Origin of the sequence: Paraburkholderia sp. D15, assembly GCF_029910215.1 — a bacterium.
In the GTDB taxonomy this organism is placed as follows: Bacteria; Pseudomonadota; Gammaproteobacteria; order Burkholderiales; family Burkholderiaceae; genus Paraburkholderia.
On the sequence record NZ_CP110395.1, the window covers coordinates 2,011,550 to 2,037,915 of the forward strand.

Annotated in this window: 23 protein-coding genes; 13 read left to right on the top strand and 10 right to left on the bottom strand. The window is 67.0% G+C overall.

The features are described 5' to 3' along the window. Positions 1-94 precede the first annotated feature (94 nt). Positions 95-712, bottom strand: a complete 618-nt coding sequence (locus tag LFL96_RS08660) for a GNAT family protein (RefSeq protein ID WP_281000177.1) — start codon at positions 710-712, stop codon at positions 95-97. A 164-nt stretch (positions 713-876) separates the two neighbouring features. Beyond that, the gene (locus LFL96_RS08665) at positions 877-2,322 is read right to left on the bottom strand and encodes an NAD-dependent succinate-semialdehyde dehydrogenase (RefSeq protein WP_281000179.1); all 1,446 of its coding nucleotides are present in this window, start codon (positions 2,320-2,322) and stop codon (positions 877-879) included. Positions 2,323-2,772: 450 nt separating this feature from the next. Between LFL96_RS08665 and LFL96_RS08670 the strand changes: the two genes are divergently transcribed. From LFL96_RS08670 to LFL96_RS08685, 4 genes are all read left to right on the top strand, one after another. Next, positions 2,773-2,976, top strand: coding sequence for a cold-shock protein (locus tag LFL96_RS08670; RefSeq protein WP_007181784.1), 204 nt, complete (start codon positions 2,773-2,775; stop codon positions 2,974-2,976). Between the two features lie 278 nt (positions 2,977-3,254). After that, complete coding sequence (hpnJ, locus tag LFL96_RS08675; protein WP_281000196.1) at positions 3,255-4,676, top strand: hopanoid biosynthesis associated radical SAM protein HpnJ; 1,422 nt, start codon at positions 3,255-3,257, stop codon at positions 4,674-4,676. A gap of 20 nt (positions 4,677-4,696) precedes the next feature. Then, entirely contained in the window at positions 4,697-5,857 is a 1,161-nt protein-coding gene (hpnI, locus tag LFL96_RS08680) for a bacteriohopanetetrol glucosamine biosynthesis glycosyltransferase HpnI (RefSeq protein ID WP_281000634.1), read from the top strand. A 174-nt stretch (positions 5,858-6,031) separates the two neighbouring features. Next, complete coding sequence (locus tag LFL96_RS08685) at positions 6,032-7,072, top strand: lysylphosphatidylglycerol synthase domain-containing protein (protein WP_281000198.1); 1,041 nt, start codon at positions 6,032-6,034, stop codon at positions 7,070-7,072. Between the two features lie 18 nt (positions 7,073-7,090). On the opposite strand, the gene LFL96_RS08690 is transcribed toward LFL96_RS08685, so the two are convergent. Then, positions 7,091-8,494, bottom strand: coding sequence for an ATP-binding protein (locus LFL96_RS08690; RefSeq protein ID WP_281000199.1), 1,404 nt, complete (start codon positions 8,492-8,494; stop codon positions 7,091-7,093). Further along, positions 8,491-9,150 carry a response regulator gene (locus tag LFL96_RS08695; protein ID WP_281000200.1) on the bottom strand — a complete coding sequence of 220 codons (660 nt, stop codon included), beginning with the start codon at positions 9,148-9,150 and terminating at the stop codon, positions 8,491-8,493. The genes LFL96_RS08690 and LFL96_RS08695 overlap by 4 nt, the downstream gene beginning before the upstream one ends. A gap of 360 nt (positions 9,151-9,510) precedes the next feature. Here LFL96_RS08695 and LFL96_RS08700 point away from each other — a divergent pair, with 360 nt between their 5' ends. The 4 genes from LFL96_RS08700 (at position 9,511) to LFL96_RS08715 (ending at position 13,251) form a co-directional block, all read left to right on the top strand. Further along, the gene (locus LFL96_RS08700) at positions 9,511-9,894 is read left to right on the top strand and encodes a hypothetical protein (protein ID WP_281000201.1); all 384 of its coding nucleotides are present in this window, start codon (positions 9,511-9,513) and stop codon (positions 9,892-9,894) included. A gap of 61 nt (positions 9,895-9,955) precedes the next feature. Beyond that, positions 9,956-11,359, top strand: a complete 1,404-nt coding sequence (gene hpnI, locus LFL96_RS08705; protein ID WP_281000202.1) for a bacteriohopanetetrol glucosamine biosynthesis glycosyltransferase HpnI — start codon at positions 9,956-9,958, stop codon at positions 11,357-11,359. Further along, positions 11,349-12,173, top strand: a complete 825-nt coding sequence (hpnK, locus tag LFL96_RS08710; RefSeq protein WP_281000203.1) for a hopanoid biosynthesis-associated protein HpnK — start codon at positions 11,349-11,351, stop codon at positions 12,171-12,173. Before hpnI (LFL96_RS08705) ends, hpnK begins: the two co-directional genes overlap by 11 nt. Before the next feature lie 136 nt (positions 12,174-12,309). Next, positions 12,310-13,251, top strand: coding sequence for a ProQ/FinO family protein (locus LFL96_RS08715; protein WP_281000204.1), 942 nt, complete (start codon positions 12,310-12,312; stop codon positions 13,249-13,251). Positions 13,252-13,282: 31 nt separating this feature from the next. Here the strand turns inward: LFL96_RS08715 and LFL96_RS08720 are convergent, their stop codons facing one another. Continuing rightward, a complete protein-coding gene (locus tag LFL96_RS08720) occupies positions 13,283-14,632 on the bottom strand; it encodes a TAXI family TRAP transporter solute-binding subunit (RefSeq protein ID WP_281000205.1) in 1,350 nt (449 codons plus the stop codon). A gap of 364 nt (positions 14,633-14,996) precedes the next feature. Here LFL96_RS08720 and LFL96_RS08725 point away from each other — a divergent pair, with 364 nt between their 5' ends. The 3 genes from LFL96_RS08725 to LFL96_RS08735 all read left to right on the top strand — a co-directional run bounded on the left by LFL96_RS08725 (position 14,997) and on the right by LFL96_RS08735 (position 16,914). After that, positions 14,997-15,452 (top strand): DUF2946 domain-containing protein, encoded by a 456-nt coding sequence (locus LFL96_RS08725; RefSeq protein ID WP_281000206.1) that lies wholly within the window; start codon positions 14,997-14,999, stop codon positions 15,450-15,452. A gap of 172 nt (positions 15,453-15,624) precedes the next feature. Beyond that, the gene (locus LFL96_RS08730) at positions 15,625-16,482 is read left to right on the top strand and encodes a hypothetical protein (RefSeq protein WP_281000637.1); all 858 of its coding nucleotides are present in this window, start codon (positions 15,625-15,627) and stop codon (positions 16,480-16,482) included. A 75-nt stretch (positions 16,483-16,557) separates the two neighbouring features. Continuing rightward, positions 16,558-16,914 (top strand): copper resistance protein CopC, encoded by a 357-nt coding sequence (locus LFL96_RS08735; protein ID WP_281000639.1) that lies wholly within the window; start codon positions 16,558-16,560, stop codon positions 16,912-16,914. A gap of 70 nt (positions 16,915-16,984) precedes the next feature. On the opposite strand, the gene LFL96_RS08740 is transcribed toward LFL96_RS08735, so the two are convergent. From LFL96_RS08740 to LFL96_RS08755, 4 genes are all read right to left on the bottom strand, one after another. Further along, on the bottom strand, positions 16,985-18,838 hold the full coding sequence (locus LFL96_RS08740; RefSeq protein WP_281000207.1) for a chloride channel protein: 1,854 nt from the start codon (positions 18,836-18,838) through the stop codon (positions 16,985-16,987). A 2-nt stretch (positions 18,839-18,840) separates the two neighbouring features. Beyond that, positions 18,841-19,257, bottom strand: coding sequence for a helix-turn-helix domain-containing protein (locus tag LFL96_RS08745; protein ID WP_281000208.1), 417 nt, complete (start codon positions 19,255-19,257; stop codon positions 18,841-18,843). A 106-nt stretch (positions 19,258-19,363) separates the two neighbouring features. After that, on the bottom strand, positions 19,364-20,518 hold the full coding sequence (locus LFL96_RS08750) for an HPP family protein (protein ID WP_281000641.1): 1,155 nt from the start codon (positions 20,516-20,518) through the stop codon (positions 19,364-19,366). Positions 20,519-20,671: 153 nt separating this feature from the next. After that, positions 20,672-22,246 carry a sensor domain-containing diguanylate cyclase gene (locus tag LFL96_RS08755; RefSeq protein WP_281000209.1) on the bottom strand — a complete coding sequence of 525 codons (1,575 nt, stop codon included), beginning with the start codon at positions 22,244-22,246 and terminating at the stop codon, positions 20,672-20,674. A gap of 180 nt (positions 22,247-22,426) precedes the next feature. Here LFL96_RS08755 and LFL96_RS08760 point away from each other — a divergent pair, with 180 nt between their 5' ends. Both LFL96_RS08760 and LFL96_RS08765 read left to right on the top strand, forming a co-directional pair. Next, positions 22,427-23,677 (top strand): amidohydrolase family protein, encoded by a 1,251-nt coding sequence (locus LFL96_RS08760; RefSeq protein ID WP_281000211.1) that lies wholly within the window; start codon positions 22,427-22,429, stop codon positions 23,675-23,677. 52 nt (positions 23,678-23,729) lie between these two features. Further along, a complete protein-coding gene (locus tag LFL96_RS08765) occupies positions 23,730-25,106 on the top strand; it encodes an MFS transporter (protein WP_281000213.1) in 1,377 nt (458 codons plus the stop codon). 20 nt (positions 25,107-25,126) lie between these two features. Here LFL96_RS08765 and LFL96_RS08770 read toward each other — a convergent pair whose 3' ends face one another. Beyond that, positions 25,127-26,053, bottom strand: coding sequence for a LysR family transcriptional regulator (locus LFL96_RS08770; protein ID WP_281000215.1), 927 nt, complete (start codon positions 26,051-26,053; stop codon positions 25,127-25,129). Between the last annotated feature and the right edge of the window lie 313 nt (positions 26,054-26,366).

Sequence of the window (26,366 nt, forward strand, 5' to 3'; positions counted from 1 at the left end):
CGACAAGACAGCGAGTGGTTTGACGACGAGTTAAGGCTGTCGAGTCGGCTTGGCTTGGCATGCAACTGGTAAAGCGCCTATCAAGGGATGTCCCTCACCGCCGCATCTTCCCCTCCAGCATCGCCTTCACCTCCGCCCACTCATCGTCGATGATGCTAAAGCGCGCCGAATTGCGCTTACGTCCATCCGGCATGATGCGTTCATGCCGCACCACCCCTTCGAATTTCGCGCCGATGCGCAGAATCGCCGCGCGCGATTTCTCGTTGTTTTCGTCGGTGGTCAGTTGCACGCGCACGCAATGCATCGCTTCGAACGCATGGCGCAGCAGCAGATACTTCGCTTCGGTATTCACGCCCGAGCGCTGCACCGATTGACTCAACCACGTATGCCCGATTTCGAGTTTGCGATTCACGCGGTCGATCTTCCAGAACCGCGTGCTGCCGACAATCCGGTCCGTCGCGCGATCGACGATCACGAACGGCATCACCGTGCCGCCCGCGCGGCTGGCGAGCGCGGCATCGATGAACGCGCCCATCTTGCCCGGTCCCGGCACGACGGTGACGGTCATGTTCCACAGTTGTCCGTCGGCGGCGGCATCGAGCAGGCCTGGCTCGTGTTCCGGCTGGAGCGGACGCAGTTCGACGAGGCGCCCCGTCAAGGTCGGCTGATTCAGTCGAGTGTGTTGATCCGGTTGAAGCGCGCTGTCGTTCATCGTGTCGATAACAATAAAAAGGCCCGCGAGCAACGGCGCGCGGACCCGGCACAGAGAATAGGAGGGAAACTGAACCGGCGCGAACCCTGGCGCACGCCGGTTACGACTCCATGATTTCCATCACCCGCAACCACCCTTAAGCCTTGAACAGGCCTCGGGCAGCATCAAACCGCCGTCACCGAAACCGACTTGGTGACCAGATACGCTTCCATCGCTTCCGGGCCGCCTTCCGAGCCATAGCCCGAATCCTTCACGCCGCCGAACGGCATTTCCGGCCACGGCGTCGCCGGCTGGTTGACCCACAGCATGCCGACTTCCATCTGCTGCGACAGCACATGAATATTGCGGAACGACTTCGTGTACGCATAACCGGCGAGGCCGAACGGCAAGCGGTTCGCTTCGGCGATCGCGTCTTCCAGTTTGTCGAAGCCGCGAACCGCGGCGACTGGGCCGAACGGCTCGTTGTTGAACACGTCCGCTTCGAGCGACACGTTGGTCAGCACGGTCGGCGCGAAGAAGTTGCCCGCCGAGCCCACGCGTTCGCCGCCGGTCGCCACGGTCGCGCCGGTCTTGCGGGCGTCGTCGAGCACCTTGCTCATCGCGCTGAGGCGGCGCGCGTTGGCGAGCGGGCCGAGCGTGGTGCCTTCGGTCAGGCCGTCGCCGAGCTTCAGGCTTTCGGCATGCTTGACCAGCGCCGCGACGAACTCCTCGCGGATGCTGTTATGCACGAGGAAACGCGTCGGCGAAATGCACACCTGGCCAGCATTGCGGAATTTCGCCGCACCGGCCGCCTTGACGGCGAGCGCCACGTCCGCGTCTTCCGCGACGATCACCGGCGCGTGGCCGCCCAGTTCCATCGTGGCGCGCTTCATGTGCGCGCCGGCCATGGCGGCGAGCTGCTTGCCGACCGGCGTCGAGCCGGTGAAGGTGACCTTGCGGATCACCGGATGCGGGATCAGGTAGCTGGAGATTTCCGCCGGATCGCCGAACACGAGACCGACGGTGCCGGCCGGCACGCCGGCTTCCACGAACGCCTGCAGCAGCGCGGCCGGCGACGCCGGGGTTTCTTCCGGCGCCTTGACGAGGAACGAGCAGCCGCTCGCGAGCGCGGCGCTCAGCTTGCGCACCACCTGGTTGACCGGGAAATTCCACGGCGTGAACGCGGCGACCGGACCGATCGGCTCCTTGAGCACCAGTTGCTGCACGTTGAGATTACGCGGCGGCACGACCCGGCCATACACCCGGCGGCCTTCGTCCGCGAACCACTCGATGATGTCCGCCGCCGACAGCACTTCGATGCGTGCCTCGCCCAGCGGCTTGCCCTGTTCCTGCGTCATCAGACGGGCGATGTCCAGCGCGCGTTCGCGCACCAGCGCGGCGGCCTTGCGCATGGTCGCGGCGCGTTCGTTGGCGGGCACCTTGCGCCATGCGTCGAAACCGCGTTGCGCGGCTTCCAGCGCGCGGTCGAGGTCGGCGATGCCGGCATGCGCGACCTTGCCGATCGGCTGGCCGGTCGCGGGGTTGATGACGTCGAGCGTCTTGCCGCTTGCGGCGTCGCACCACTCGCCGTTGATCAGGAGCTGCGTATCGGTGTAGTTCGAGGTGGCCATGCTGGGGTTCCTGTAAGTGGGAGGGCGGCAGGCCGTGCGGTCGTCGAACGTTGGGCTGGTCCGGCGCGGCCTGCAATGGACTGCCGATGACAAACGATGATCTTATCCGATTGCACGCCATCGCATCGCCGCGCCGGGCGGGCAGCCGCGCACGGCGCGCCGCTCGATGGCGCTCGACCGCGACCGGCAGCACCGTCAGCACCGTCAGCACGGTCAGCACCGTCAGCAGCGGCAACCCACCCACCTCGACGCGGCGGCACGCGCCTTGCTGCACGCCTCGCGCAGCGGCTGGAAGGCAACTGGAAGGCAAACGCAGCGGCGGCACGCAAACAAGCGTAGAGTCAAACGGCAGTGGCAGGAACCGGCACGCGCTCGCGGTCCATCACCGCGGGCACTGGGCGCGAACCGGCGACTGCAGCCCAATCAACCTGGATGCATAGAGGAATCGACATGCCAACCGGTACAGTGAAGTGGTTCAACGACGCAAAAGGCTTCGGCTTCATCACCCCTGACGACGGCGGCGAAGACCTGTTCGCGCATTTCTCGGAGATTCGTTCCGAGGGCTTCAAGTCGTTGCAGGAAAACCAGAAGGTCAGCTTCGAAATCAAGCAGGGACCAAAGGGCAAGCAGGCGGCGGATATCAAGCCGGTCTGAAGCGAAGGCGGTGGTCGGCCGGTTCGGGCGCGCAAGCGTCCAGCCGGCCGATTTTTTTTGCGCGGCGCATTGCCGTGCGTTTCCTCCACGCTGTAATAAATCTTGCCTGGAAGCAGTGGTACAAACTCGCCGGAGCCGACGGCGGCGGGCCTTTTTTTGCTTAAGGTTTCCTTCAGCTTTGCTCCGTAGTATCTGCGCGAATTGCGTGGGCGAGTTCCCGTGCCGATGGTTTTTCGATAGACAACTGAAAGCGCCGATCGAGGCTTGCTGGAGCGTCAATGAAAACCCTGTTCTTGCAGGCGCCGTCGTACGACGGCTTCGACGGTGGCGCGGGTTCGCGCTATCAGGCCAAGCGTGAAGTGCGGTCGTTCTGGTATCCGACCTGGCTCGCGCAACCCGCCGCGCTGGTGCCCGACAGCCGCGTGCTGGACGCGCCGGCCGACGGCCTTTCCGTCGAGGCGACGCTCGACATCGCGCAGCAATACGAGCTGGTCGTGATCCACACCAGCACGCCGTCTTTCCCCACCGACGCCTTGTTCGCCGAAGACCTGAAAAAGCGCAAGCCGGCGCTGCTGGTCGGCATGGTCGGCGCCAAGGTCGCCGTCGATCCGCATAACTCGCTGACCGCCAGCGACGCGATCGATTTCGTCTGCCGCGAGGAATTCGACTTCACCTGCCAGGAAGTGGCCGAGGGCAAGCCCCTCGCACAGATCAAGGGGCTGAGCTATCGCGCGCCCGACGGGTCGATCGAGCACAACGAAGCGCGGCCGATCCTCGAGAACATGGACGAACTGCCGTTCGTCGCGCCGGTTTATCAGCGCGATCTGAAGATCGACAACTACTTCATCGGCTATCTGAAGCATCCGTACGTGTCCATCTACACGGGCCGCGGCTGCCGCTCCAAATGCACGTTCTGCCTGTGGCCGCAGACGGTGGGCGGCCATCGCTACCGCACGCGTTCGGTGGACAACGTGCTGGAAGAAGTGAAGTGGATTCGCGACAACATGCCCGAGGTGAAGGAGATCATGTTCGACGACGACACCTTCACCGACTTCAAGCCGCGCGTCGAGGAAATCGCTCGCGGGCTGGGCAAGCTCGGCGTGACGTGGTCGTGCAACGCGAAGGCCAACGTGCCGTACGCGACGCTGAAGATCATGAAGGAAAACGGTCTGCGTCTGCTGCTGGTCGGCTACGAATCCGGCGACGACCAGATCCTGCTGAACATCAAGAAGGGTCTGCGCACCGACATCGCGCGCCGCTTCAGCGACGATTGCCGCAAGCTCGGCATCAAGATTCACGGCACCTTCATTCTGGGCTTGCCCGGCGAGACCCAGGAGACGATCCAGAAGACCATCACGTACGCGAAAGAGATCAATCCTCATACGATCCAGGTGTCGCTCGCCGCACCTTATCCGGGCACGACGCTCTATAACCAGGCCGTCGAAAACGGCTGGCTCGAAGAGAACAAGGTGATCAACCTGGTCAGCAAGTCGGGCGTGCAGCTCGCGGCGATCGGCTATCCGCACCTGTCGCGCGACGAGATCTATCACCAGCTCGAAAACTTCTACAAGCGCTTCTATTTCCGCCCGTCGAAGATCTGGGAAATCCTTCGCGAGATGCTGACCAGTTGGGACATGATGAAGCGGCGTCTGCGCGAAGGCGTGGAGTTCTTCCGCTTTTTGCGCGCTCACGAGGCGTGAGCGCCGCAACGCCACTGGTCGTGTCGCTGCTGTCCTCGTTTGCCGCGTGCCTCGCTTGCGTGTGCGCGGCGGGGGCGGCGTTCGGCATCGCCTACACCGTGCTGGCGGGCGCCTTGATCGGGCGCTTCTTCTCCCGTGCGGTGGCCGAGCCGACCAGCTTTCCGCCCGTCACCATCGTCAAGCCGCTGCACGGCGACGAGTGGGCGCTGCTCGCCAATCTTGCCAGCTTTTGCGCCCAGGACTATCCGGGCCCAGTGCAATTCCTGTTCGGCGTGCACGACGGCGCGGACCCGGCCTTGCGTGCCGTCGACGAACTGCGCCGCCTGCATCCGGACGCCGATATCAGCGTGATCGCCGATGCCCGTCTGTACGGCCCGAACCGCAAGATCAGCAACATCCTCAACATGCTGCCGCAGGCGCGCCACGACGTGCTGGTGTTCGCCGACAGCGACGTGAGCGTCGGCGCGGACTATCTGCGCAACGTGATCGGCGAATTGCAGAAGCCGGGCGTCGGGCTCGTGACCTGCGTGTATCGCGGACAACCCGATCCGGGATTCTGGCCGCGCCTGTCGGCCAAGGCGACCAACTATCAGTTCCTGCCCGGCGTCGTCACCGGTCTCGCGCTCGGGCTCGCGCGCCCATGCTTCGGCCAGACCATCGCGATGCGCCGCGACACGCTGGAGAAGATCGGCGGGTTCACGCCGTTCGTGCGGCATCTGGCGGAAGACCACGCGATCGGCGAGGCGGTTCGCATGATCGGCGAGAAGGTGGTGATTCCGCCGTTCACGATCGCGCATGCGTGCGTCGAATCGAGCGCGACCCAACTGATCGCGCACGAGTTGCGCTGGAGCCGCACGATTCGCAGTGTCGATCCGCTCGGCCATTTCGGTTCGGTGCTGATTCATCCGCTCGCGTTCGCGTTGCTGGCGGTGGCGTTTTCCGGCGGCGCGCCGTGGGCGTGGGCGCTGGTGCCGCTCGCCATGGCCGCGCGGCTCGCGTTGAAACTGCTGTCCGATCGTGCGCTGCGGCAGGTGCGTCGCGACCTGTGGCTTTTGCCGATCTGGGATATCGTGTCATTTGCGATTTTCGTCGCGAGCTTCTGGTCGTCGCGGGTCATCTGGCGAGGCTTCAGCTTCGAGGTGGACGGCGACGGCCTGCTGTCCGCGCAGCCGGAAGAATGATCGACGCAGCACGGAACAACGCCAGCCTGGATCGGCCATGACGCACGGGGTTATCGAACGACGACGCAGCGATACGCGCGGCGCGCTTGACCGGTCGCATGGGTCGGCGCGCGCACCGCTGCGCGTGCCGCCGTATCGCGCTGCGCATCGGGGCCTGTCTTGCGGGGCGACGCCATGAAGCACCTCGGCCGCGCCGCCGCGCTCGCCGGCTTGCTGGCGTCGCTCTGGCTCGTCTGGCACGAGAACCCCGCCGCCGTGCTCGGCGCGCTGCGGGTCGCCGGCGCGGGGCTGCTGCTCGCCGCGCTCGTGCATGTGCTGCCGATGCTCGCCAACGCCTGCGACTGGCGCTCGCTGATTCGCGGCGCGAACCGGCCGGGCGTCGCGCGCATGCTGCATACCGTCTGGGTGCGCGAATCGGTCAACTGCATGCTGCCGGTCGCGCGGATCGGCGGCGAGGTGGTGGGCTTCCGCCTGCTCAGGCGGCGCGGCGTGCGGCCTGCGATGGCGATCGGCAGCATCATCGTCGACATGCAGCTCACGGTGATCAGCCAGTTGCTGTTCACGATGGTGGGTATCGGCTTTCTGTTCGCGCATGCGCACTCCGGCGCGCTGCGGCTCGCATCGCAGCTGGCGTGGGGCGTGGTGGTGCTGACGCCGCTCTTCGTGCTGTTCGCGGTGATGCAGCATGCGAGTCCGTTCGAACGTATCGGCCGCGTTCTAGAGCGCATGACGAGCGGCAAGCTCGCGGCGCTGGTGGGGCCATCGGCGCGCATCGATCAGACAATCAAGCTGATCTGGCGGCGCCGCGCGGTGGTGCTGCGCTATCTGTTCTTCTGGCAGCCGTTGCAGTGCTTTCTGACTTCGCTGGAAATCTGGCTTGCGCTGTATTTTCTCGGCGAGCGCATCACGCTGGTGGAAGCGGTCGTGATCGAATCGCTGATCCAGGCGATCAGCAGCGCCGCGTTCTTCGTGCCGGGCGCGCTCGGCGTGCAGGAGGGCGGTTTCATTCTGATCGGCGGCGCGCTTGGCCTCGATCCTTCGCTATGCCTCGCGCTGGCCGGCGCACGGCGCATCCGCGATCTGGTGATGTACGTGCCGGGGTTGATCGCATGGCAGTTCGCGGAAGCGGGCAGGCCGGCGACCGATTTCGCGCAGCAGGCCGGACTGGCGCCGCCGGGCGAGCCGCGCATCACCGGCGAGGCGGCGCAGCGTTGAGTCGTGGCGGGCAAGCTCTCACCGCACCGCCGCATACGCCGGAAACGACACCTCCACCGACAAGCCACGCGCCCCGATCCCCGCCCCGAGCCGCAGATCCGCGCCGAAATGCTCGGCGATCCGCGCGACGATCGAGAGTCCCAGGCCGCTGCCGGTCGCCTGATTGCCGGTCGCGCGAAAGAAACGATTCGTCAGACGGTCGAGGTCGCCGGCCGCGACGCCGGGTCCGTCGTCGCGCACGGTCAGGCACACGCGATCGTCCGCATGCCGCACGGCCACTTCGATCGTGCCGCCCGGCTGCCCGTACTTGATCGCGTTGTCCAGCAGGTTGTCGAGCAGGATGCCGATCAGCACCGGCTCCGCGTCGATCTCCGCGCGCGTGTCGCCGCTCAGCGTCACGTGGATGGCCTTCTGCTGGGCATTGCGTTCGTTGGCGAGCAGCGCGTCGCGCGCGACGGCGGCGGGACGCAGCGGCGCGGTGGAGAGCGTTTCGTGCGCGTCGAGCCGCGCGAGCAGCAGCAACTGTTCGGCGAGCCGCGCGCTGCGATCGACACCTTGCACCACGCGCTGCATCGCAAGCTGCTGCAACGCGGTGTCGGTTTCGGCCAGCGCCACCTGCGCCTGCACCTTGATCGCGGCGAGCGGCGTCTTCAGTTCGTGGGCGGCGTCGGCGGTGAACGCGCGTTCGCGTTCCAGCGAGTGCAGCAGACGCGACAGCAGCAGATTGATCGCATCGACGAGCGGCCGCACCTCGGTCGGCGCGCGGCCGATATCGACGGGTTCGAGCCGGTTCACGTCGCGCGAACGGATCGCCCCCGACAGCAGCTTGAGCGGCGCGAGACTCAGGCCGATGCTGAACCACACCAGCAACGCGAGCACCGGCAGCGCGATCAGCGTGGGCCGCGCGATGCGGCTCGCGACGCCGCTCACCAGGTCGCTGCGCGTGTTGGCCGGTTCGAAAACACGCACCGTATGGCCCAGCGCGGTGTCGCGCAGGGTGAACGAGTGATAGCGCTGGCCGCCGAGCGTCACGTCCTGCGCGCCGCTCGTGGATGGCACCGGCAGATCCCATGCGGCGAGCGCATGCAGCGGCGGGCTGCCGGCGAGAACGTCGCCCTTCGCGTTGCGCACCTGGAAGAGGGCGTCGCGCGGCAGCGCGTCGTCGTCGTCGCTATCGTTCGCGCCGGGTTCGCCGCCTTTTTCTTCCTCGCGCACGTCGATGCGCGCGTTGGCCAGGGTGGTCAGGTTGCGCTGATCGAGCAGCGCGAGAATCTGCGCGAGTTCCGCGAGACGCGCCTCTTCCCATTCGCTCACTTCGGCTCGCGCCTGCGCGTAGCTGGTGAGCAGCGCGACGCCCCAGACCAGCGCGATGCTGGCGAGCACCAGCAGTACGAGGCGCCGGCGGATCGATGCGGACATCACGCCTTCTCCACCACGTAGCCGATATTGCGCACGGTACGGATCAGCCGTGCGCCGAGTTTCTTGCGCAGATTGGACACGTGCACCTCGATCGCGTTGCTCTCGATTTCTTCCTGCCAGCCGTACAGACTTTCCTCCAGCCGTGCGCGCGATTGCGGAATGCCCTGATGGGTCAGCAACTGCATCAGGATCGCCCATTCGCGCGAGGTGAGCGGCACCCGCGAGCCGCCGAGCTCGACCGTTTGCGCGCTCGGATTGACGGTCAGTTCCTGATAGCGGATCAGCTCGACGCTGCGGCCTTGCGCGCGGCGCAGCAGCGCGCGGCAGCGGGCGATCAGTTCGGTCAGATCGAAGGGCTTGCCGAGGTAGTCGTCGGCGCCGGCTTCGAGGCCGTTCACGCGGTCGACCACCGTGCCCTTGGCGGTCAGCACCAGCACCGGCACGTCCTTGCCGGCGTCGCGCAGACGCTTGAGCAGATCCATGCCGGAGACACGCGGCAGACCGAGGTCGAGTATGACGAGCGCATAGGCGGTGGTGTCGAGCGCGAGGCCCGCTTGATGACCGTCGCGCGCCCAGTCGACGGTGAAGCCTGACTGGCGCAAACCGGCCTCGATGCCGCAGCCGATCAGGTCGTCGTCTTCCACGAGAAGTAAGCGCATGGTGCGGGATTCCATTCGGCCTGGATGAGGTCGCAGCTCGGCGCTGCGCGGGTTGGGGCGTCATCTGTTTCACGCGTGTGACGTGCCGCCTATCTTAAGCGTAACCGTGAAATTCGACCGCCGCGCCGCGGCGTTTTTTTCCTTAAGGTTTCCTTCAGCTTCGATCGCTAGTATCGCCGACTGACGGTGGCTGTCGTGTTGCCGTCATGAACGCAGGGCACCATGCATTGCGTTGCTGTGTCGTCGCGCCGTCGCCATCCGATCGTCAGTATGCCGATGGAATGTGCGGTCGACCCGTTCACGCCGGCCGCTGCGCCGATGCCGGGCGCCGTGCCTCTCGCCAGGTCACGAGATCACGCCATGAAGCCAGTTATTGTCGACATGCTGCGGGCCCATCTGCTGGTGGCTTCGTTCACCGCGCTGTGCGCCGAGGCGCTCGCGTTTCTCGCGCTGCTGCTGTTGCCGGTGTCGCAACAGCTTTTCAGTTCCACGCCGTTCCGTCTGCTGGCGCTCGCCGCGATCGTCAGCGGCGTGATCGTGACGCGCGAATTCGCGCAGGCGGCGTTCGAGCAGGCCGTGCAGGCGCGTCACGCGATCGAGCAGGAAGCCGATGCGCGTGCGGATGCGTCTCCTTTCGCTGCGTGCCACGCTTGCGTCGCGATCGCCGAAGACTGTCCGCAGCGCTGGCTGGTCGAATTGCATCTGCGCTTGACGGGGCGGCCGTTCGTGCTTGCCGGTCTTTAACGCTTCCACCGCTTCTAACCTTTTTATAACCTTTTTCTAACGTCTCCAACGGATGCTCACGATGGCGGCTCACGCAATCGCGGCATGGCAATGGCTACTGCTGGCGGGTTGCGTCAGCGCATCGGCGTATGCGATGGTGGCCGCGGTGGCAATGCCGTTTTTCGGCGCACGGCGAGGGGGCGGGCAAGGGCGAGGGCAGGGTCGGGGTCGCCGGCCAGGCGCCGTGAGGCCGTCGAGCGTCGCGGTCCCGTCCTTCACCTCGCTCACCTCGCTCACGTCGCTTCCGTGCTATTCCTTCGCCGATGTCGGCGTCAGCGTGCTCAAGCCCCTGTGCGGCGCCGAGCCGCGTCTCTATGAAAATCTGCGCACGTTCTGCGAGCAGCGCCACGGACGTTTCCAGCTGGTGCTCGGCGTGTCGTCGCCGGACGATCCCGCGATCGCCGTGGTTCGTCGTCTGCAGGCCGCGTATCCGCGCTGCGACATCGAACTCGCGATCGACACGCGCGTGCACGGCAGCAATCTCAAGGTCAGCAACCTGATCAACATGGCGGAGCACGCGCGCCACGACGTGATCGTGATCGCCGACAGCGACATCGCCGTGCAAGCCGATTATCTCGACAGCGTGGCCGCGCCGCTCGCGGACCCGCGCGTCGGCGTGGTCACGTGCCTGTACGTCGCGCGCGGCGTCGGCGGATTCTGGCCGCGGGTGGGCGCGCTGTTCATCAACGAGTGGTTCGCGCCGTCGGTGCGCGTCGCGCATGCGGCCGGCTCGCGGCGTTTCGGTTTCGGCGCGACGCTGGCCTTGCGGCGCGCGACGCTCGAACGGATCGGCGGTTTCGGCGCACTGAAAGACTGTCTCGCGGACGACTACTGGCTCGCCGAACACGTCCGCGCGCTCGGACTGCCGACGGTGCTCTCGCGCGTGATGGTCGCCACCGACGTGATCGAGCCGACCTTCGCCGCGCTGTGGCAGCGCGAGACGCGCTGGTTGCGCACGATCCGCTCGGTGAATCCGCTGGGCTTCCTGTCGCTGCCGGTCACGTTCACGTCGCCGTGGCTGATGGCGGGCGCGTGGCTCGCGGGCACGCTGGCGGCGGCGCCGCGCGGCGCGCACGCCTGGACGATGGAGTGGGCCGCGGCCGCGAGCGTTGCGGCGACGCTGGCGGGCGGCATCGCGCGTCTGTTGCTGCACTGGCGCGCCGCGCGGCATGAACGGACGTTCTGGCGCGATCTGCCGCTCGTGCCGTTGCGCGACACGCTGCTGATGTTCCAGTGGCTCGCGGGGGCGTTCGGCTCGCACGTGACATGGCGGGGCATGCGCGTGCCGGTGGAGGCGTCCGCTGCCGGCTCCGCGTTTTCCGCGACCTCGGCGACCGCTTCGACGCCGCATGTCTCGAATCCGCACGCCGCGACGCCCGGCGCAATCAACATACTGGACGTGATGGAGACTTCCGATGGCGGTTAAGCCGCGCGCGCTGATCGTCACCGCCGACGATTTCGGTCTGCACCCGCGCGTGAACGAGGCGGTCGAGCGCGCGCATCGCGACGGCGTGCTGCGCGCCGCGAGCCTGATGACCGGCGCCCCGGCCGCCGCCGATGCGGTGGCGCGCGCCCGCGCGTTGCCGGGCCTGCGGGTCGGCCTGCATCTGGTGCTCGCCGACGGCGCCGCGCTTGCGCCGCGCGCCGCGATCGCCGCCCTGCTCGACGAGCACGGCCGTTTCGGCGACGACATGGTGCGCGCCGGCGTGCGGTTTTTCTTCCTGCCCTGGGTGCGCCGGCAGCTCGCGCGCGAAATTCGCGCGCAGTTCGACGCGTTCGCCCGAACCGGCCTGACGCTCGACCACGTCAACACGCACAAGCATTTCCATCTGCATCCGACGGTGCTCGGGTTGATCCTCGACATCGGCCGCGAATACGGGATGCGCGCGATGCGCCTGCCGTTCGAGGCGGGCGCGCCGTGGTGGCTGAAACCGTGGATCGCCAGGGTGCGCGCGCGGCTCGATCGCGCGGGCATCGCGCATAACGACTACGTCGTGGGCATTGCCGCGAGCGGCCGGATGGACGAGGCGGCCTGGCTGGCGGCGCTGGCCGACCTGCCGGACGGCGTCGGCGAGATTTACTGCCATCCCGCGCTGGCGGGCGAGCGCGCGCTGAGCGACGGCATGCGCGCGTACCGGCACGCGGACGAATTGCAGGCGCTGCTGTCGCCGCGGGTGGCCGCCGCGATCCGTGCGAGCGGGGCGCGTCTGGGCGGTTTTGGGGACGTGCTGGCGGGCTAGTTTTTGCCCAGCGGCGAGCTTGCGCGCAGACCGTTCCGCGCGTTGTCGCGAACCCCGCGAACGCCCGTTGCAGCGTTGTCACGAGCGGGTTCGCGCACGCTGCTACAATCCCGTCTTTCTCGATCGATTGTGTGCTATGGGTTTCGAACAACTTGCCGAACTGAAGAAGCAACTGGCCGCGGCGCGAGCCGAAGCGGCGCCTGCCGCGAAGCCGGATGCAAAGCCTGGTTCCAAGCCCGGCGCCAAGCCTGCCGGCAAGGCCGGTAATAGGGCCGACGGCAGGGCCGACAGCAAGGCTGACGCGCGGCCGTCGCGCAAGCCGGCGCCGCCGCGCCGTCATGCGCATCAAGCGCCGCACGCGGAGGCGAACGCTCAAGGCGGCGCATCGGCACAGGCGCGGCCCGCCGCTCACGCGAAGCCGGCCGCGGACGCGAAGCCGGTGGACCCGGTGGTCAAATCGATCGGCCGTTTGCAGAAGCGTTTCCCGGTCGCGTTCCCGAAGAACCCGGCGCCGAAATTGCCGCTGAAGGTCGGCATTTTCGAAGACCTCGTCGTGCATGCGAAGGAGCTGTCGCTGACCGAGGCCGAGTTGCGCGACGCGATCAAGACGTGGTGCCGCGGTAGCCGTTACTGGAAGTGTCTGGTCGAAGGCGCGGCGCGCGTCGATCTGACGGGCGCCGAGGCGGGCACGGTGAGCGCGCAGGAAGCGGCGGGCGCCCAGCGTCTGCAGGCGCATCGCGCGGGGCGTAGCGCGCAGAAGGCGGCTGCGGCGGCTGATGCCACGGCAACGGCGGCGGCTGGTGCTTCCGGCGAAGCGGCGGCAGCGGGTGCGGCGGGTGCAGCGCCCGGCAACGCGCAACAGAACGTGCAAAACAACGCGGCTGGCGAAGCTCCGGCAACGGCGGCAGCAGACGCTGCCACGCAAGCTGTTGCGGCAGCGCAAACGCCTGCTGCTACAGACGCTGTGACGGATGCCGCGGCAACCGCGCCGGCTGCCGGAACCGTCATCGAACCGGCAGCCGAATCGACTGCCTCGGCCACGCCGGCCGGTACGCCGCCGGCTACGCCCGAAGCGTAATCCCCCGCCTGAAAAGCCAGCGCCGCCCGCTCTACGGGCGGCCGCCTGGCGACGCGGCCGTCAACCGGTCGCGCACGAAACCGACGTGCTCGCGCAGCACATAAAACGCATCCGCATACGCAAGCGGCATGCGCAGCCGGTTCAACGACACCTCGATCTGATCCAGTTCCGCGAGCAGCCGCTTGCGGTCGGCCTCGCTCGACTCGGCCAGCGCGCCGCGTTCGATCGCGATCAGCGAACCGTAATAGCGATAGATGCGCGAACGCACCCGCCAGCGATACAGCGCCGGAATCAGCCGCATCGCGGGAAACAGCAGCACGGCCATCGGCAGCAGCAGCACCAGCGTGCGGTCGGCGATGCTCGCGAGCCAGAACGGCAGCGTCCGGTACAGGAAGCTCTTGCCGGTCCGGTAGTAGCGCTGCGCGTCCTCGCTGATCTGATATTCGCGCGCCACCGGGTTCGGAAACTCGCCCGCGTGCTGCAACAGGCCCGGCATCCCGTGCACTTCCTGCGCGGCTTCGATCAGCAGATCGGAGATCGCCGGATGCAGACTCGTGCGCGCCACCAGTTCGACCGTCGGGCTGATCAGGTGCACGGTCTCGGGCGGAATCCGGTGCTTCAGGTCCAGCACGCCGGGCGGCAGGTCGATCTGATCCAGATACGGAAAGAGCCGCGTATAGGCGCTGGCTTCGTCGAAATTCATCACGGAGATGCCGGGCACCTTCAGGAGCCGCAGCATCAGGCCGCGCGTGGCGGAGTCGCCGTTCAGGATCGCCGCGTCCACCTCGCCGGCCACCAGTTGAGTCGCGGCTTGCAGGCCGTCGCTGGGCACCAGCACCGTGCCGTCGCCGGGTTCGATGCCGTTCGCGTCCAGCAGCTTGAGCGCGAGCAGACGCGTGCCGCTGCCTTCGCGGCCCACCGCGATCCGTTTGCCTTCCAGTTGCGACAGCTCGGTCAGGCCGGTGCCGCGATAAAAGACCACCACCGGGATGTAGAACACGCTGCCGAGCGACATCAGCGACGACGTGTCGAGGCCGTCCGCGACGCCGCCCTGAACCAGCGCGACATCGACATGCTGTTTCGGGTCGAGCAGGCGATGCAGGTTCTGCACCGAGCCGTCCGACTCCAGCAGGTTCAAACGGATGCCGTTTTTCGCGAGGATTTTCTTGTACTGATCGGCGGCGACCATGAACGAACTGTCGCGCGGGCCCGCGCTCATCGTGATGGTCTTGGGCGGCGCCGGATCGGCCAGCCAGACGAACAGCGTCACCAGCAGCACGACCAGCGCGGCCACGATCGCGTAGGGCAGCGTGTGGTCGCGCCATTCGGCATGCGGAGGCTCGTCGGGGAAATGCGGGGAGGGCGGGCGCTGGGTCGTCATGTCGGGGAGGCGCGGTGCCGCGAGCGGGGATGCCGTATTGTCTAACGTCTGGCCGCGCGTGGGCGTCCGAGGATTGCTCTATTGACCGGTGGGGCGGGTGGGCGTTGGGGGCGGATGCTGATGCTGTTGCCGATGCGGAGGCGGAGGCGGAGGCGGTGGGGCTGATACGCAAGCTTGCGCGGCAGGGGCAAATCTTCGGCATCACGGGGCGCTGGGCGGTCTGCGCGCGAAATACGTCGTGGCATAATCCGCGGCAGTTTCCAGTCTTCTCTTTATCGCATCGTTGTTTCGTCGTGTCGCCGGGCGCATCGTGAGTCGTTTCCATCGGAAGATCGGCAGTTGGCTGGGATTGCTGGCGATCCTGATGGCCACGCTCGCGCCGACGATCTCGCATACGCTCGCCGCCCGTGACGGCGCCGCCGGTATGCCGGTGCATTGCTCGATGCCGTCGATGCAGATGGACGCCATGGACTCGATGAGCGCCGGCGGTTCCACGCATGTGATGGCCTCGATGCATGCGATGCACGCCATGCATGCGATGCATCAGGCCGCATCGACGCCTGACGATGCACCCTCGAACGACTCAGCCACCTCCGCCAGCCCCGTCGGCAAGCACGCGTCCCACGCCACGATGTCCGACGGCGACGCCTGCGGCTACTGCAGCCTGCTTGCCCACATGCCCGCCGTGCCGAGCGTCGAAACGCTCTTCTTCGTCGCGGTGCGCACGCGTCAGCACACCATCGCGACGCGCTTCGACAGCGTTCGCCGCGTCGAACCGCTGACCTTCGCGCGACCCCGCGCACCACCGGTCCTCGTCTGATTCACACGTTCCCGGCGCGATGCGTTTGCCTGCATCGCGGCGGCCGGCGCACGTCCGTTGGACGCCGCGCGGCCCCGTCACGACCGACGGCCGGACGAGCCATGAACCTTACGAAACAGGATCGACCATGTTGCACACCCTCACGATGCGCGGTCACGGAAGGCCGCGCACGATGGCACTCGCCACGACAACCCTCGCCATCGCCTGCCTCTGCGCGTCCTCGCTGGCCCACGCGCACGCGATCGCCGGCGACCGCGTCTTCCCCGCGACGATGGCCGTCGACGACCCCGGCGTCGGCGACGAAGCCGACTTCCAGTATGGCCACCAGCGCGTGCCGGGCGACGGCGGCGACCAGAGCATCAACACCTTCAGCGTCGAATACGACAAGCTGATCACGCCGCGCTTCGCGGTGTCCGTCGACGGCAGTTACGTGATGCAGAACAACCCGGCCGCGCGCGGCTTCGACAACTTCGGCGTCGGCCTGAAATACCTGCTGTACGTGAACGACGCGCACGAGTTCATGACCTCGGTCGGCGTGGATGCCGAGATCGGCGGCACCGGCAGCCGCGCGATCGCCGACAACTTCTCGACCCTCTCGCCGACGCTGTACGCGGGTAAAGGCATGGGCGATCTGCCCGATGCGCTCGCCTATCTGCGGCCCATCGCGATCACCGGCGAAGCGGGGCCGGCGCTGACCACCGGCGCGGGTCAGCCGAACGCGTTCAACTACGGCTTCACGGTGCAGTACAGCCTGCCGTATCTGCAGCAACACGTGCACGACGTTGGCCTGCCGCAACCGCTGGCGAATCTGATTCCGCTGGTGGAAATTCCGTTGTCGCGCAGTCAGGGGCAGACGACTGGCACAGTCAACCCGGGCTTCATCTGGATCAACCGGTACGGGCAATTCGGCGTGGAAGCGCAGATCCCGATCAACCGCGCGAGCGGCTCGCACGTGGGCATTCTGGTGCAGGCGCACGTGTTCCTCGACGACGTCGCACCGGCGACGCTCGGCAAACCTCTGTTTCAATAACGCGGGAGACGCACGATGAACGACGATCGAAGGGACACGTTGCAGCGGACTACGGAGCAGAAAACGGAACTCGCGATGAAGCCGGCCACGCTCGCGCTCGCGCTGGTACTTGGCCTCGGACTCGCAAGCTCCGCTTTCGCGCATGTGTTCCCGAAAAAGCAGGAGCCGGGCGCGGGCGCGACGGTGGCCTCGCCCGCGCAGGTGCGGGTGATTTTCGACGGACCGCTGGAACCCGCCTTCAGCTCGCTGACCGTGACCGACGCGAGCGGCAGGCAGGTCAACACGGAAAAATCAGCCGTCGATGCGCACGAGGCCGATGCGATCGCGGTGCCGTTGCCGGCGCTCGCGGCGGGGCACTACACCGTGCATTGGGTGGCAGTGGCCGACGATGGGCACCGGACACACGGCGATTACAGCTTCGACGTGAAGTGAGCGACGGCGGGGTGCGAGGCTATCGCCTTGCCATCCCGCCATCCCGCCAGCTCGCCATTCCATCGTGCCGTTATCCCGCCTTGCCGACGGGCGCGAAGCGCCGCTTTGCCGATGCGATCGGCAGACGACGGAAGCGTTCGCGCTTGTGTTCTTCCTCGAAGTGCGCGAGCGACGGTTTGACGAGATCGCTGCGCGACACGATGCCGACGAGCCGCAGGCTCTGCGCATCGGCGACGACCGGCAGGCGTTCGAGTCCCTGCACGGCCAGCCGCGTCGCGACGAGCCGGCAGGTTTCCGAGCGCAGCGCAAACGCCGGTGCTGTGCGTTCAAATACAGCGGCGAGCGTCGACGCATGCTTGAGCGCGCGGCGAGCATCGTTATTCCCGGAAGCGCCAGCACTGGCCTCAGCCTTAGCCTCGCCCTCGACGCGGCAAAAACGCTCGAGCATCGCGCGATCCACCACACCGATCACCGCGCCCGCGCGCACCACCGGATACGCGCGATGCAACTGCCCTGAACCGAAATACGCGTCCAATGCCGCGCCCACCGTCAACCCCGCATCGATCGTTTCGACCTCGGTCGTCATCACCTCATCGACATAGTGCCGCTCCAGCGGATCGACGCCGTACTCGCGATAGATGTGATACCCGCGCCGCGCGATCTTCTCCGTCATGATCGACCGGCGCATCACCACCGCCGAGAAGCCGTGCGCGACCAGCGTCGCCGTCAATAGCGGCAGCAGCGCGTTGCTGTCGTGAGTGAGGCCGAACGCGAAGACGATTGCCGTCAACGGCGCGCCGAGCGTCGCGCCCAGCGTGGCGGCCATGCAGACGAGCGGCCACAGCGCCGGTTCGTTACCCGGCAGCCAGTGCGACAGCAGCGTGCCGAGACCCGCGCCGAGCATCAGCAGCGGCGCGAGCACGCCGCCCGACGTGCCGGAGCCGAGCGCGACCACCCACATCACCGCCTTCACCGCGAGCAGCGCGAGTGCGATCTGCACCGCGATGTGCTGATGCAGCAGATCGCCGATCACGTCGTAACCGACGCCGAGCGCGCGCGGCTCCAGCCATCCGCCGATACCGACGACCACCGCGCCGAGCGCCGGCCACCACATCCAGTGAATCGGCAGCTTGCCGAACAGGTCCTCGGTCTTGTAAAGCGCAGCCGACAGTCCCGACGCGAGCGCACCCGACAACAACCCGGCAATCACGCAGGACAGCAGCGCCCACGCATCTGGCACAGCAGTGTCGAGCGGAAACAGCGGACCCGCGCCGAAGCACAGCGCGCGCGCGAAACCGGCCACCGCGCAGGCGATCGCCACCGGCAGAAAACTGCGCGGCCGCCATTCGAACAACAGCAGTTCGACCGCCAGCAGCACGGCCGCGACCGGCGTGCCGAACACCGCGGTCATGCCGGCCGCCGCGCCCGCCACCAGCAGCGTCTTGCGCTCCGCCGCCGTGACCTTGAAGCATTGCGCGATCAACGAGCCGAGCGCGCCGCCGGTCATGATGATCGGCCCTTCCGCGCCGAACGGGCCGCCGCTGCCGATCACGATGCCCGACGACAGCGGCTTGAGCACCGCGACCTTCGGCGACATCCGGCTCTTGCCGAACAGGATCGCCTCGATCGCTTCCGGAATGCCGTGACCGCGAATCTTCTCCGACCCATACCGCGCGATCAGCCCCACGATCAGCCCGCCCAGCACCGGCACGCCGATCACCCACAGCCCGAGCGTGTTGCCCGCCGGCGAGCGCTCGGCGAACGACAGCGTGCCGAAGAAAAACAGATTGGTGAACAACCGGATCAGGTTCAGCAGGACGAATGCGGCGAGCGTACTGACCGCGCCGATGCATGCAGCCAGCGCGAAAATTCCGGGCAGCCGCGCGTTGGCCGAAAAATCGCGCTTGTGGGCATCTGTGCTCATGATTACTCGTAGTCGATCTGTGGAACCTGGAAAGCGCCCTTGAGCGATTTCAACTCCGCGCGGTGCAGTTGCGCGAGGCGTGCGAGCACGCGTTCGCCGGCTTTTTCCAGGTGGACTTCCACCTGGCGACGATCGGTCTCGCTGACCTGGCGGCGCACCAGATTCAGCGCCTCGCAGCGCGACACCAGCGCGACCACGCCGTGATGCTGCGATTGCAGGCGCTCGGCGAGTTCGCCGATGCTGGCCCAGTCGCGCTCCGGATACCCCTTGATATGCAGCAGCAACAGATACTGCAGCGGCGTGATGCCTTCGCTTTGCGCGGCCTGTTCGGAGAAGCGCTCGAAGCGCCGCATCTGATAGCGAAACTCCGAGAGTTGTTCGAAGTCGGTTTTCTTCAGCTCGTGAATGCGTGCTGTCATGGGTCATCCGGCGTGGCGGGAAAAGCGCAATTATATCACAAGGTGATATATATGGATGCAGTGCCGGCACGCGAATCCGGTGCACGCATGCACGGAACGGCGGGCGTCAGGCGGCCTGCTGCGCCTTCAGCATGGTCTGACGATAAAGGCCCGAGATCAGATCGATCTGCGTGATCATGCCGGCCACCTGACCGGCGCGGTCCAGCACCGGAATGTGGTGATGGCCGTGGTTGGCGAACAGGGGCACGAGGTCGGTGATCGGCGCGGCGGCGTCGATGGTGCGTACCTCGGTCGTCATCACGCTGCCAGTGGTGGGCGTGCGCCGCGCGTCGCCGCGCAGCCAGCCGTCGACGTAGTTTACGAAGGGCGACAGGCCGCCGAAGATCCGTTTGTCGACGAGGTCCGCGCGTGTCACGATGCCCAGCAGTTTGTGCTCGCCGTCGGTGACGGGCAGCGCCTTCACGTTGTGGCGCTTGAGCAGCGCCCACGCCGCCGTCGCGCGGGTGGCGGGCGACACGGCCACTACGTGGCGCGACATGATGTCTTCGCAGCGCAGTTCGTCGAAGCTGCGCGAGAACGCCTGCAATTCGGTTTCGCGCAGCAAGGCTTCGAGGTCGTCCGGATCGATGTCGAGCATTTCGCCACGGCGCTGCAACACCGTTTCGAGATCCGCGCGGGTGAAGCCGGCGCGCGGCGTGGCGTCGGACGTGGCGCGCGCTTGACGGACCGCGTGCGGATAGCGGTGGCCGGTAGCGGCGTGATACACGAGCGCTGCCGCCAGCAGCGCGGCCGACTGCAATGCGATCGGCTCCAGCACGAAGCGATAACCCAGCGCGTGAATCGCCGGGCCGCCGAGTACCGCCGTCAACGCGACGGCGCCGGATGGCGGATGCACGCAGCGCAGCGCGAACATGCCGCAGATCGACAGCGCGACCGCGAGCGCCGCCGCGAGCGTCGGGTCGCCGATCAGATGCGCGCAGGTCACGCCGATCGTCGCCGACACCAGATTGCCGCCGATGATCGACCACGGCTGCGCGAGCGGACTGGCCGGCACGGCGAACAGCAGCACGGCCGAGGCGCCCATCGGCGCGACCAGCAGCGGAATGGCGGCGGCCGGCCCGAGCAGCACGAACATCGCGCCGCCGGTGAAGGCGATGCCGACGAGCGCGCCGAGGCAGGCGCGCGCGCGTTCCTGCCAGCGCACGGACACCGGAGCGGGGATGAAGCTGGCCAGCCAGCGTAGAACGTTGGAACGGTACACGGTAGGAAGAGCAGGGAAGTGAAGGACGGTGACGCCGGCGACGTTACCGGAGAAACCCCGGCGACGCGAAGACACATTGCGCATGATTATATGTCAATGTGATATAAAACGCCGGGCGCGGCACACGCGCCATCAGGGCGTGGGCGAGGTGTGTTACGCGTCCCCGACCCGCTCGGCTCGCTCCGTCCGCCCGGTTCGCTCCGTCCGTTCCACGCGTGAGGACGACACCTTGTTGCGTCCGCTCGCCTTGGCGTCGTACAGCGCTTCGTCGGCGGCCTTGATCACGGCGGTCACTTCATCGTCGCGTTGCGGCTCGTAGCTGACCGCGCCGATGCTGGCCGTCACGCGTCCGTACTCGCTGCCCGCGTGTTCGATCCCGCACTCGGAGATCGCGTTGCGAATCCGCTCGGCGATTTCGGTGGCGCCTTCGGCCGGCGTATCGGGCAGCACCACGACGAATTCCTCGCCGCCGTAGCGCGCGGCGGTATCGGCCGGCCGCCGGATGCTGTCGGTGATGCAGCGCGCGACGGCGGCGAGCGCGTCGTCGCCGGCCTGGTGGCCGTAGGTGTCGTTGTACGCCTTGAAGCGGTCGATATCGACGAACAGCAGCGACACCACGCTGCGCGTGCGCTTCGCGCGCCGCCATTCGGTCTCCAGAATCTCGCCGAGACTGCGCCGATTGTTCAGCCCGGTGAGACCGTCGGTGCGTGCGAGCAGCATCAGTTCCGATTCCGCGCGCATGCGCCGCCGCAACTGCACGCCGAGCAGCGAGGTCAGGCCGATGAACGCGAAGCCGAAGACGAGCATCAGCGAGCCGATGGTCAGCGCGCGGCGGCGCCACCCCGCGTAAATATCGTCTTCCGCCGCGGCGGCCATGATGATCAGCGGCGCGTTCGGGAAATTCCTGAACCAGTAGAGACGCCGTACGTTGTCGATCGACGCGGTATCGCCGAAGCTGCCTTCCTCGTCCGCCATGAAGTGACGGAACGTGCTGGCGTTGCGGATGCTGCGGCCCGGCACGCGCGGGTCGTACGGCTGACGCATCACCATCACGCCGTCCTTGCCGATCAGCGAGAGCGAGCCGTGCGGGCCGAGCGAGAGCCCGGCGAACAGCTTGTGGAAGTATTCGAGGTTGACCGCGAGCAGCACGATGCCGGCGAACGAACCGTCCGGATTCGACAGACGCCGGGTCAACGCAATGCTCGGCGAGCCGCCGCGCAGCCGCGACTCGTAGGGATCGCTGACATACAGGCCCATGGCCGGGTTGTCGCGTTGCACGATGAAGTACTGCCGGTCGGCGAAATTCCCCTGGCGCGGCACGTCGCTGCCGGAGTCGAGCACGATGTTGCCCTGCGCATCCAGCACGAGAATCGATCCCAGGTATTGCGCGCTCGCCGCCCGGTCGAACAGCACCTCGCGGCGCATGCGCGGCGGCAGGGCCATCACCTCGGGGTCCTTGATGCCGTCCACCACCGCCTGCAACGACAGCTCGTAGAGCTCGAAATTGCGTTCGATGTCGCGCTCGGCGATCAGCGCGATGTCGCGCAGCGTGTCGCGCGTGTGGTCGAGGGTGTCCTGGCGGCTTTGATAGAGGACGAGCCCGCACAGGCCGAGCATGACGAAGGCGATCAACGCGCCGCACGCTGCGACGAGCAACGAGGACGACGCGAATTTCCGTGTCACGCGTCCCCAGAAATCCGCCACCAGACCGTTTTCCGTTCTTGTCATTGTTTATCGGACGAGCAGACCCGGCTCGTGCAACGCCAGGCCGATAGTCGGAGGACGCCGGGCCATGCTGGTCCGCCCGGTATCCGCGCTTGGTTGATGCAGTGGCTATGGTATCAGGCTTAAACTGCGGTTTAACGGTCCTGACGACAGCCGGCCATCGCGCGCCGAGGGAGACATGACGTGAGCACTTTCCTGTTCCGCAATGCCGCATTGCTCGATCCGCTCGAAGCGCAGTTGCGCGAGGGCATCGAGATCCTCGTCGAGGACGGTTTGATCCGGGAAGTGTCGGACACGCCGCTCAACAGCGCCGCCGCGCAGGTGATCGACGTGAAGGGCAGGACCGTCATGCCCGGCCTGATCGACCTGCACGTGCATGTGGTCGCGATCGAGTTCAACCTGCCGCGCGTCGCGACCCTGCCCAACGTGCTCGTCACGCTGCGCGCCGTGCCGCTGATGCGCGCGATGCTGCGGCGCGGGTTTACCACGGTGCGCGACGCGGGTGGCGCGGGGCATCCGTTCAAGGTGGCGGTCGAGTCCGGGCTCGTCGAAGGTCCGCGCATGTTCGTCTCGGGCCGCGCGTTGAGCCAGACCGGCGGCCATGCCGACAGCCGCGCCCGTACCGACTACATGCCGCCCGACGCGCCGTGCGGATGCTGCGTGCGCGTCGGCGCGCTCGGCCGCGTGGCGGACGGCGTCGACGAAGTGCGCCGCGCGGTCCGCGAGGAACTGCAGATGGGTGCCGACCAGATCAAGATCATGGCCTCCGGCGGGGTCGCGTCGCCGACCGACCCGGTGGGCGCGTTCGGCTACTCGGAGGACGAGATCCGCGCGATCGTCGCCGAGGCCGAGGGGCGCGGCACCTATGTGCTGGCGCACGCCTATACGCCCGCCGCGATCGCGCGCGCGGTGCGCTGCGGCGTGCGCACGATCGAACACGGCAACCTGATCGACGATGAAACCGCGCGGCTCGTCGCGCAGCACGGCGCTTACGTGGTGCCGACGCTGGTCACCTACGACGCGCTCGCCAGCGAAGGCGAAAAGTACGGCCTGCCGCCGGCCAGCATCGCGAAGATCGCGGACGTGCACGGCGCGGGCATGCGCTCGATCGAAATCATGAAGCGCGCGGGCGTGAAGATGGGCTTCGGCACCGACCTGCTGGGCGAATCGCAGCGTCTGCAAAGCGACGAATTCCGCCTGCTGGCCGAGGTCATGACGCCGGCCGAGGTGATTGCGAGCGCAACCGTCGTCGGCGCGCAAGTGCTGGGCATGCAGGACCGGCTCGGGCGGATCGTGCCGGGCGCGTATGCGGATCTGCTGGTGGTGGACGGCAATCCGCTCGAATCGGTGACGTGCCTGCTCGGCCAGGGCGAGCACATTCCGCTGGTGATGAAGGATGGGCGCATCGTCGTGAACGAGCTCGAACGCGCCTAACGAAAGTCCACGTGGTTCTTGCCGTCTTTGTCATGCTCGCGGGAGTCCTGCCATGTCGATGATTGCCGAGCGCATCGAGCGCCTGCCGTTATCTTCGTTCCACCGCCGCCTGCTGCTGATGGGCGGCCTCGGCTATACCTTCGACGCGATGGACGCCGCCGTGCTCGCGTTCCTGCTGCCGGTGCTGCGCACGCAATGGGGGCTCACGAGCGTGCAGACCGGCGTGCTGGGCAGCGGCACCTTCATCGGCTATTTTCTCGGCGCGATGCTGGCGGGCATGCTCGGCGATCTGATCGGCCGCCGCAAGGTGATGATGTACGCGCTGGTGATCTACTGCGTGGCGTCGCTCGCGAGCGCGGCGGCCACGCAATGGGGCTTCTTTCTCGCGACGCGCATCGTCGCCGGGTTCGGCACCGGCGCGGAAAGCGCGATCGTCGCGCCGTTCCTGTCGGAGTTCGTCGCACGGCGCTATCGCGGCAGCTTCACGGGCAGCCTCGCCGGGTTCTTCTCGTTCGGCTTCGTCGCGGCCGCGTTGCTCGGCTATCTCGTGATTCCGCTCGCGCCCGACGCGTGGCGCGTGGTGATGGTCGTCACCGCGTTGCCGATCGTGATGCTGCTGTGGTGGCGCCGCGCGTTGCCCGAGTCGCCGCGCTGGCTCGAAGCGCGCGGCCGCCGCGCGGAAGCCGAGGCGATCGTCGCGCGCATGGAAGCGGAGGTCACGGCCGCGGGCGTGCGGCTCGAACCGCTGCCGCCGGCGCGTGAAGGCGAACTGCCGCTGGCGGCCGGCAACGCGTCGATCGTCGCGAACGTGAAGGCGCTGTGGAGCGCGAAGCTCGCGCGCATCACCGCGATGACGTGGCTGATGTGGCTGTCGATCACCTTCAGCTACTACGCGTTCTTCACGTGGATTCCTGGCCTGCTGGTGCAGAGCGGCATGACGATCACGCGCAGTTTCTCGTACTCGCTCGTGATCTATCTCGGCCAGATTCCCGGCTATTTTTCCGGCGCGTGGCTCAACGAAAAGATCGGCCGCCAGGCGACCATCGCGTCGTACATGATTCTGGGCGGCATCGCGGCGCTCGGGCTCGCGCTGACGCGTAGCGACGCGGGCATCATGCTGTCGGGCGTGCTGCTGTCGTTCTTCATGAACGGCACCTATGCCGGCGTCTATGCATACACGCCGGAGGTTTTTCCTACCGACGTGCGCGCGACCGGCACCGGACTCGCGTCGTCGATCGGACGGCTCGGCGCGATCGCGGCGCCGATCCTGGTCGGCTATCTGTATCCGCCGCTGGGCTTTGCGGGGGTGTTCGGCGCGACCACCGCGGTGCTGTTGATCGGCGCGCTCGCCGTGTTGCTGATGGGCGTGCAGACGCGCGGCAGATCGCTGGAAGAGATCGCGGCGGAGCAGGTCGACCGGCCGGTTTGAGGGCGGCGTGCGGGGTTGGTTCATTGGCCTGCTGCAAGCCCTTTCAACCCGTCGTCAAGACCTTGCAGACCGGTTAGATGCTGCACCAGCGCCTTCTCCGCGCGCGGCATCGTCTCCAGATCGCGCATGCAGATCAGCAACTGGCGCGTCGCCCATGGATCGGCGAGATCGATCGTGCAGATGCCCGGCGTGCCGCGATAGCGCCGCGCCGCGGCGGCCGACACGATGCCGATGCCGGCGCCTTGCTCGACCATGCAGCAGATTCCGTCGAAGGTCCGCATATGCGTGCGGATGCTCAGCGTGCGGCCTGCCATCAATGCCCGTTCGCCGAGATACGCCTGTAGCGAACTGTCCGCGCTCAGGCCGATGAATTCGCGCCCGCCGGCTTCCGCGAGCGTGGTGCTCGCGAGTCCGGCAAGCGGATCGTCGCGGCTCGTGATCAGCACGAGCTTGTCGACCGCGAACGGCAGCGTCTGCAACGCGCCGTGTTCGACCGCATCGGAAATGATGCCGATCTCCGCCGCGCCGGTCAGCACGCCCTTGACCGTTTCGCTGCTTTGCCGCTCCTTCAGATCGATCTGCACGTTCGGATGGTCGCGCAGAAAACGGCCCACCGCCGACGGCAAGAACTCCGTGAGCGCCGCCGAGTTGGTCCACAGGCGGATGCACGCCTTGCGTCCCTGCTGATGCTCGCCGAGTTCGCCCTGCATCCGCTCGATCTGGCCGAGCACGAGCCGCGCGTGGTGCGCGAGCGTGTCGCCGGTTGGCGTGGATTCGACGCCGCGCCGGCCGCGTTCGAGCAGCGGCATGCCGAGCGTGTCCTCCATGCCGCGCAGCCGCGCGCTCGCCGATGGCAGCGACAGATTCGCGCGCGCGGCGCCGTGCGTGATGCTGCCGGTTTCGAGGATGGACAGAAACAGTCGTAGGTCGACGAGATCGAAGCGCATGGAGTGGGTGTCGTGGGAACGTGCCGCCGGGGTTCGGCGTCTGGTTCTGGATTCGGGTTCAACCGCGGTTTCGGGCTCGCGTTCGGCGTTTGATTCAGCCTCGCGTTCAGCCTCGCGTTCAGCCTATGTCCTGGCCTAAGTCACGCTACGTATCTTACGCATTGTGAGCTTGCACGGCGCAATCGAAAATGGCCGTCATCGCTGCATAACATCGTCCCATCCACCGGGACGCAACCATAACGAAGCGAAAGGCGAGGTGCAATCGTGTGGTCGACTCTTCTCGATACCCTGGGTGCGTTGGCGGTGCTGGCCA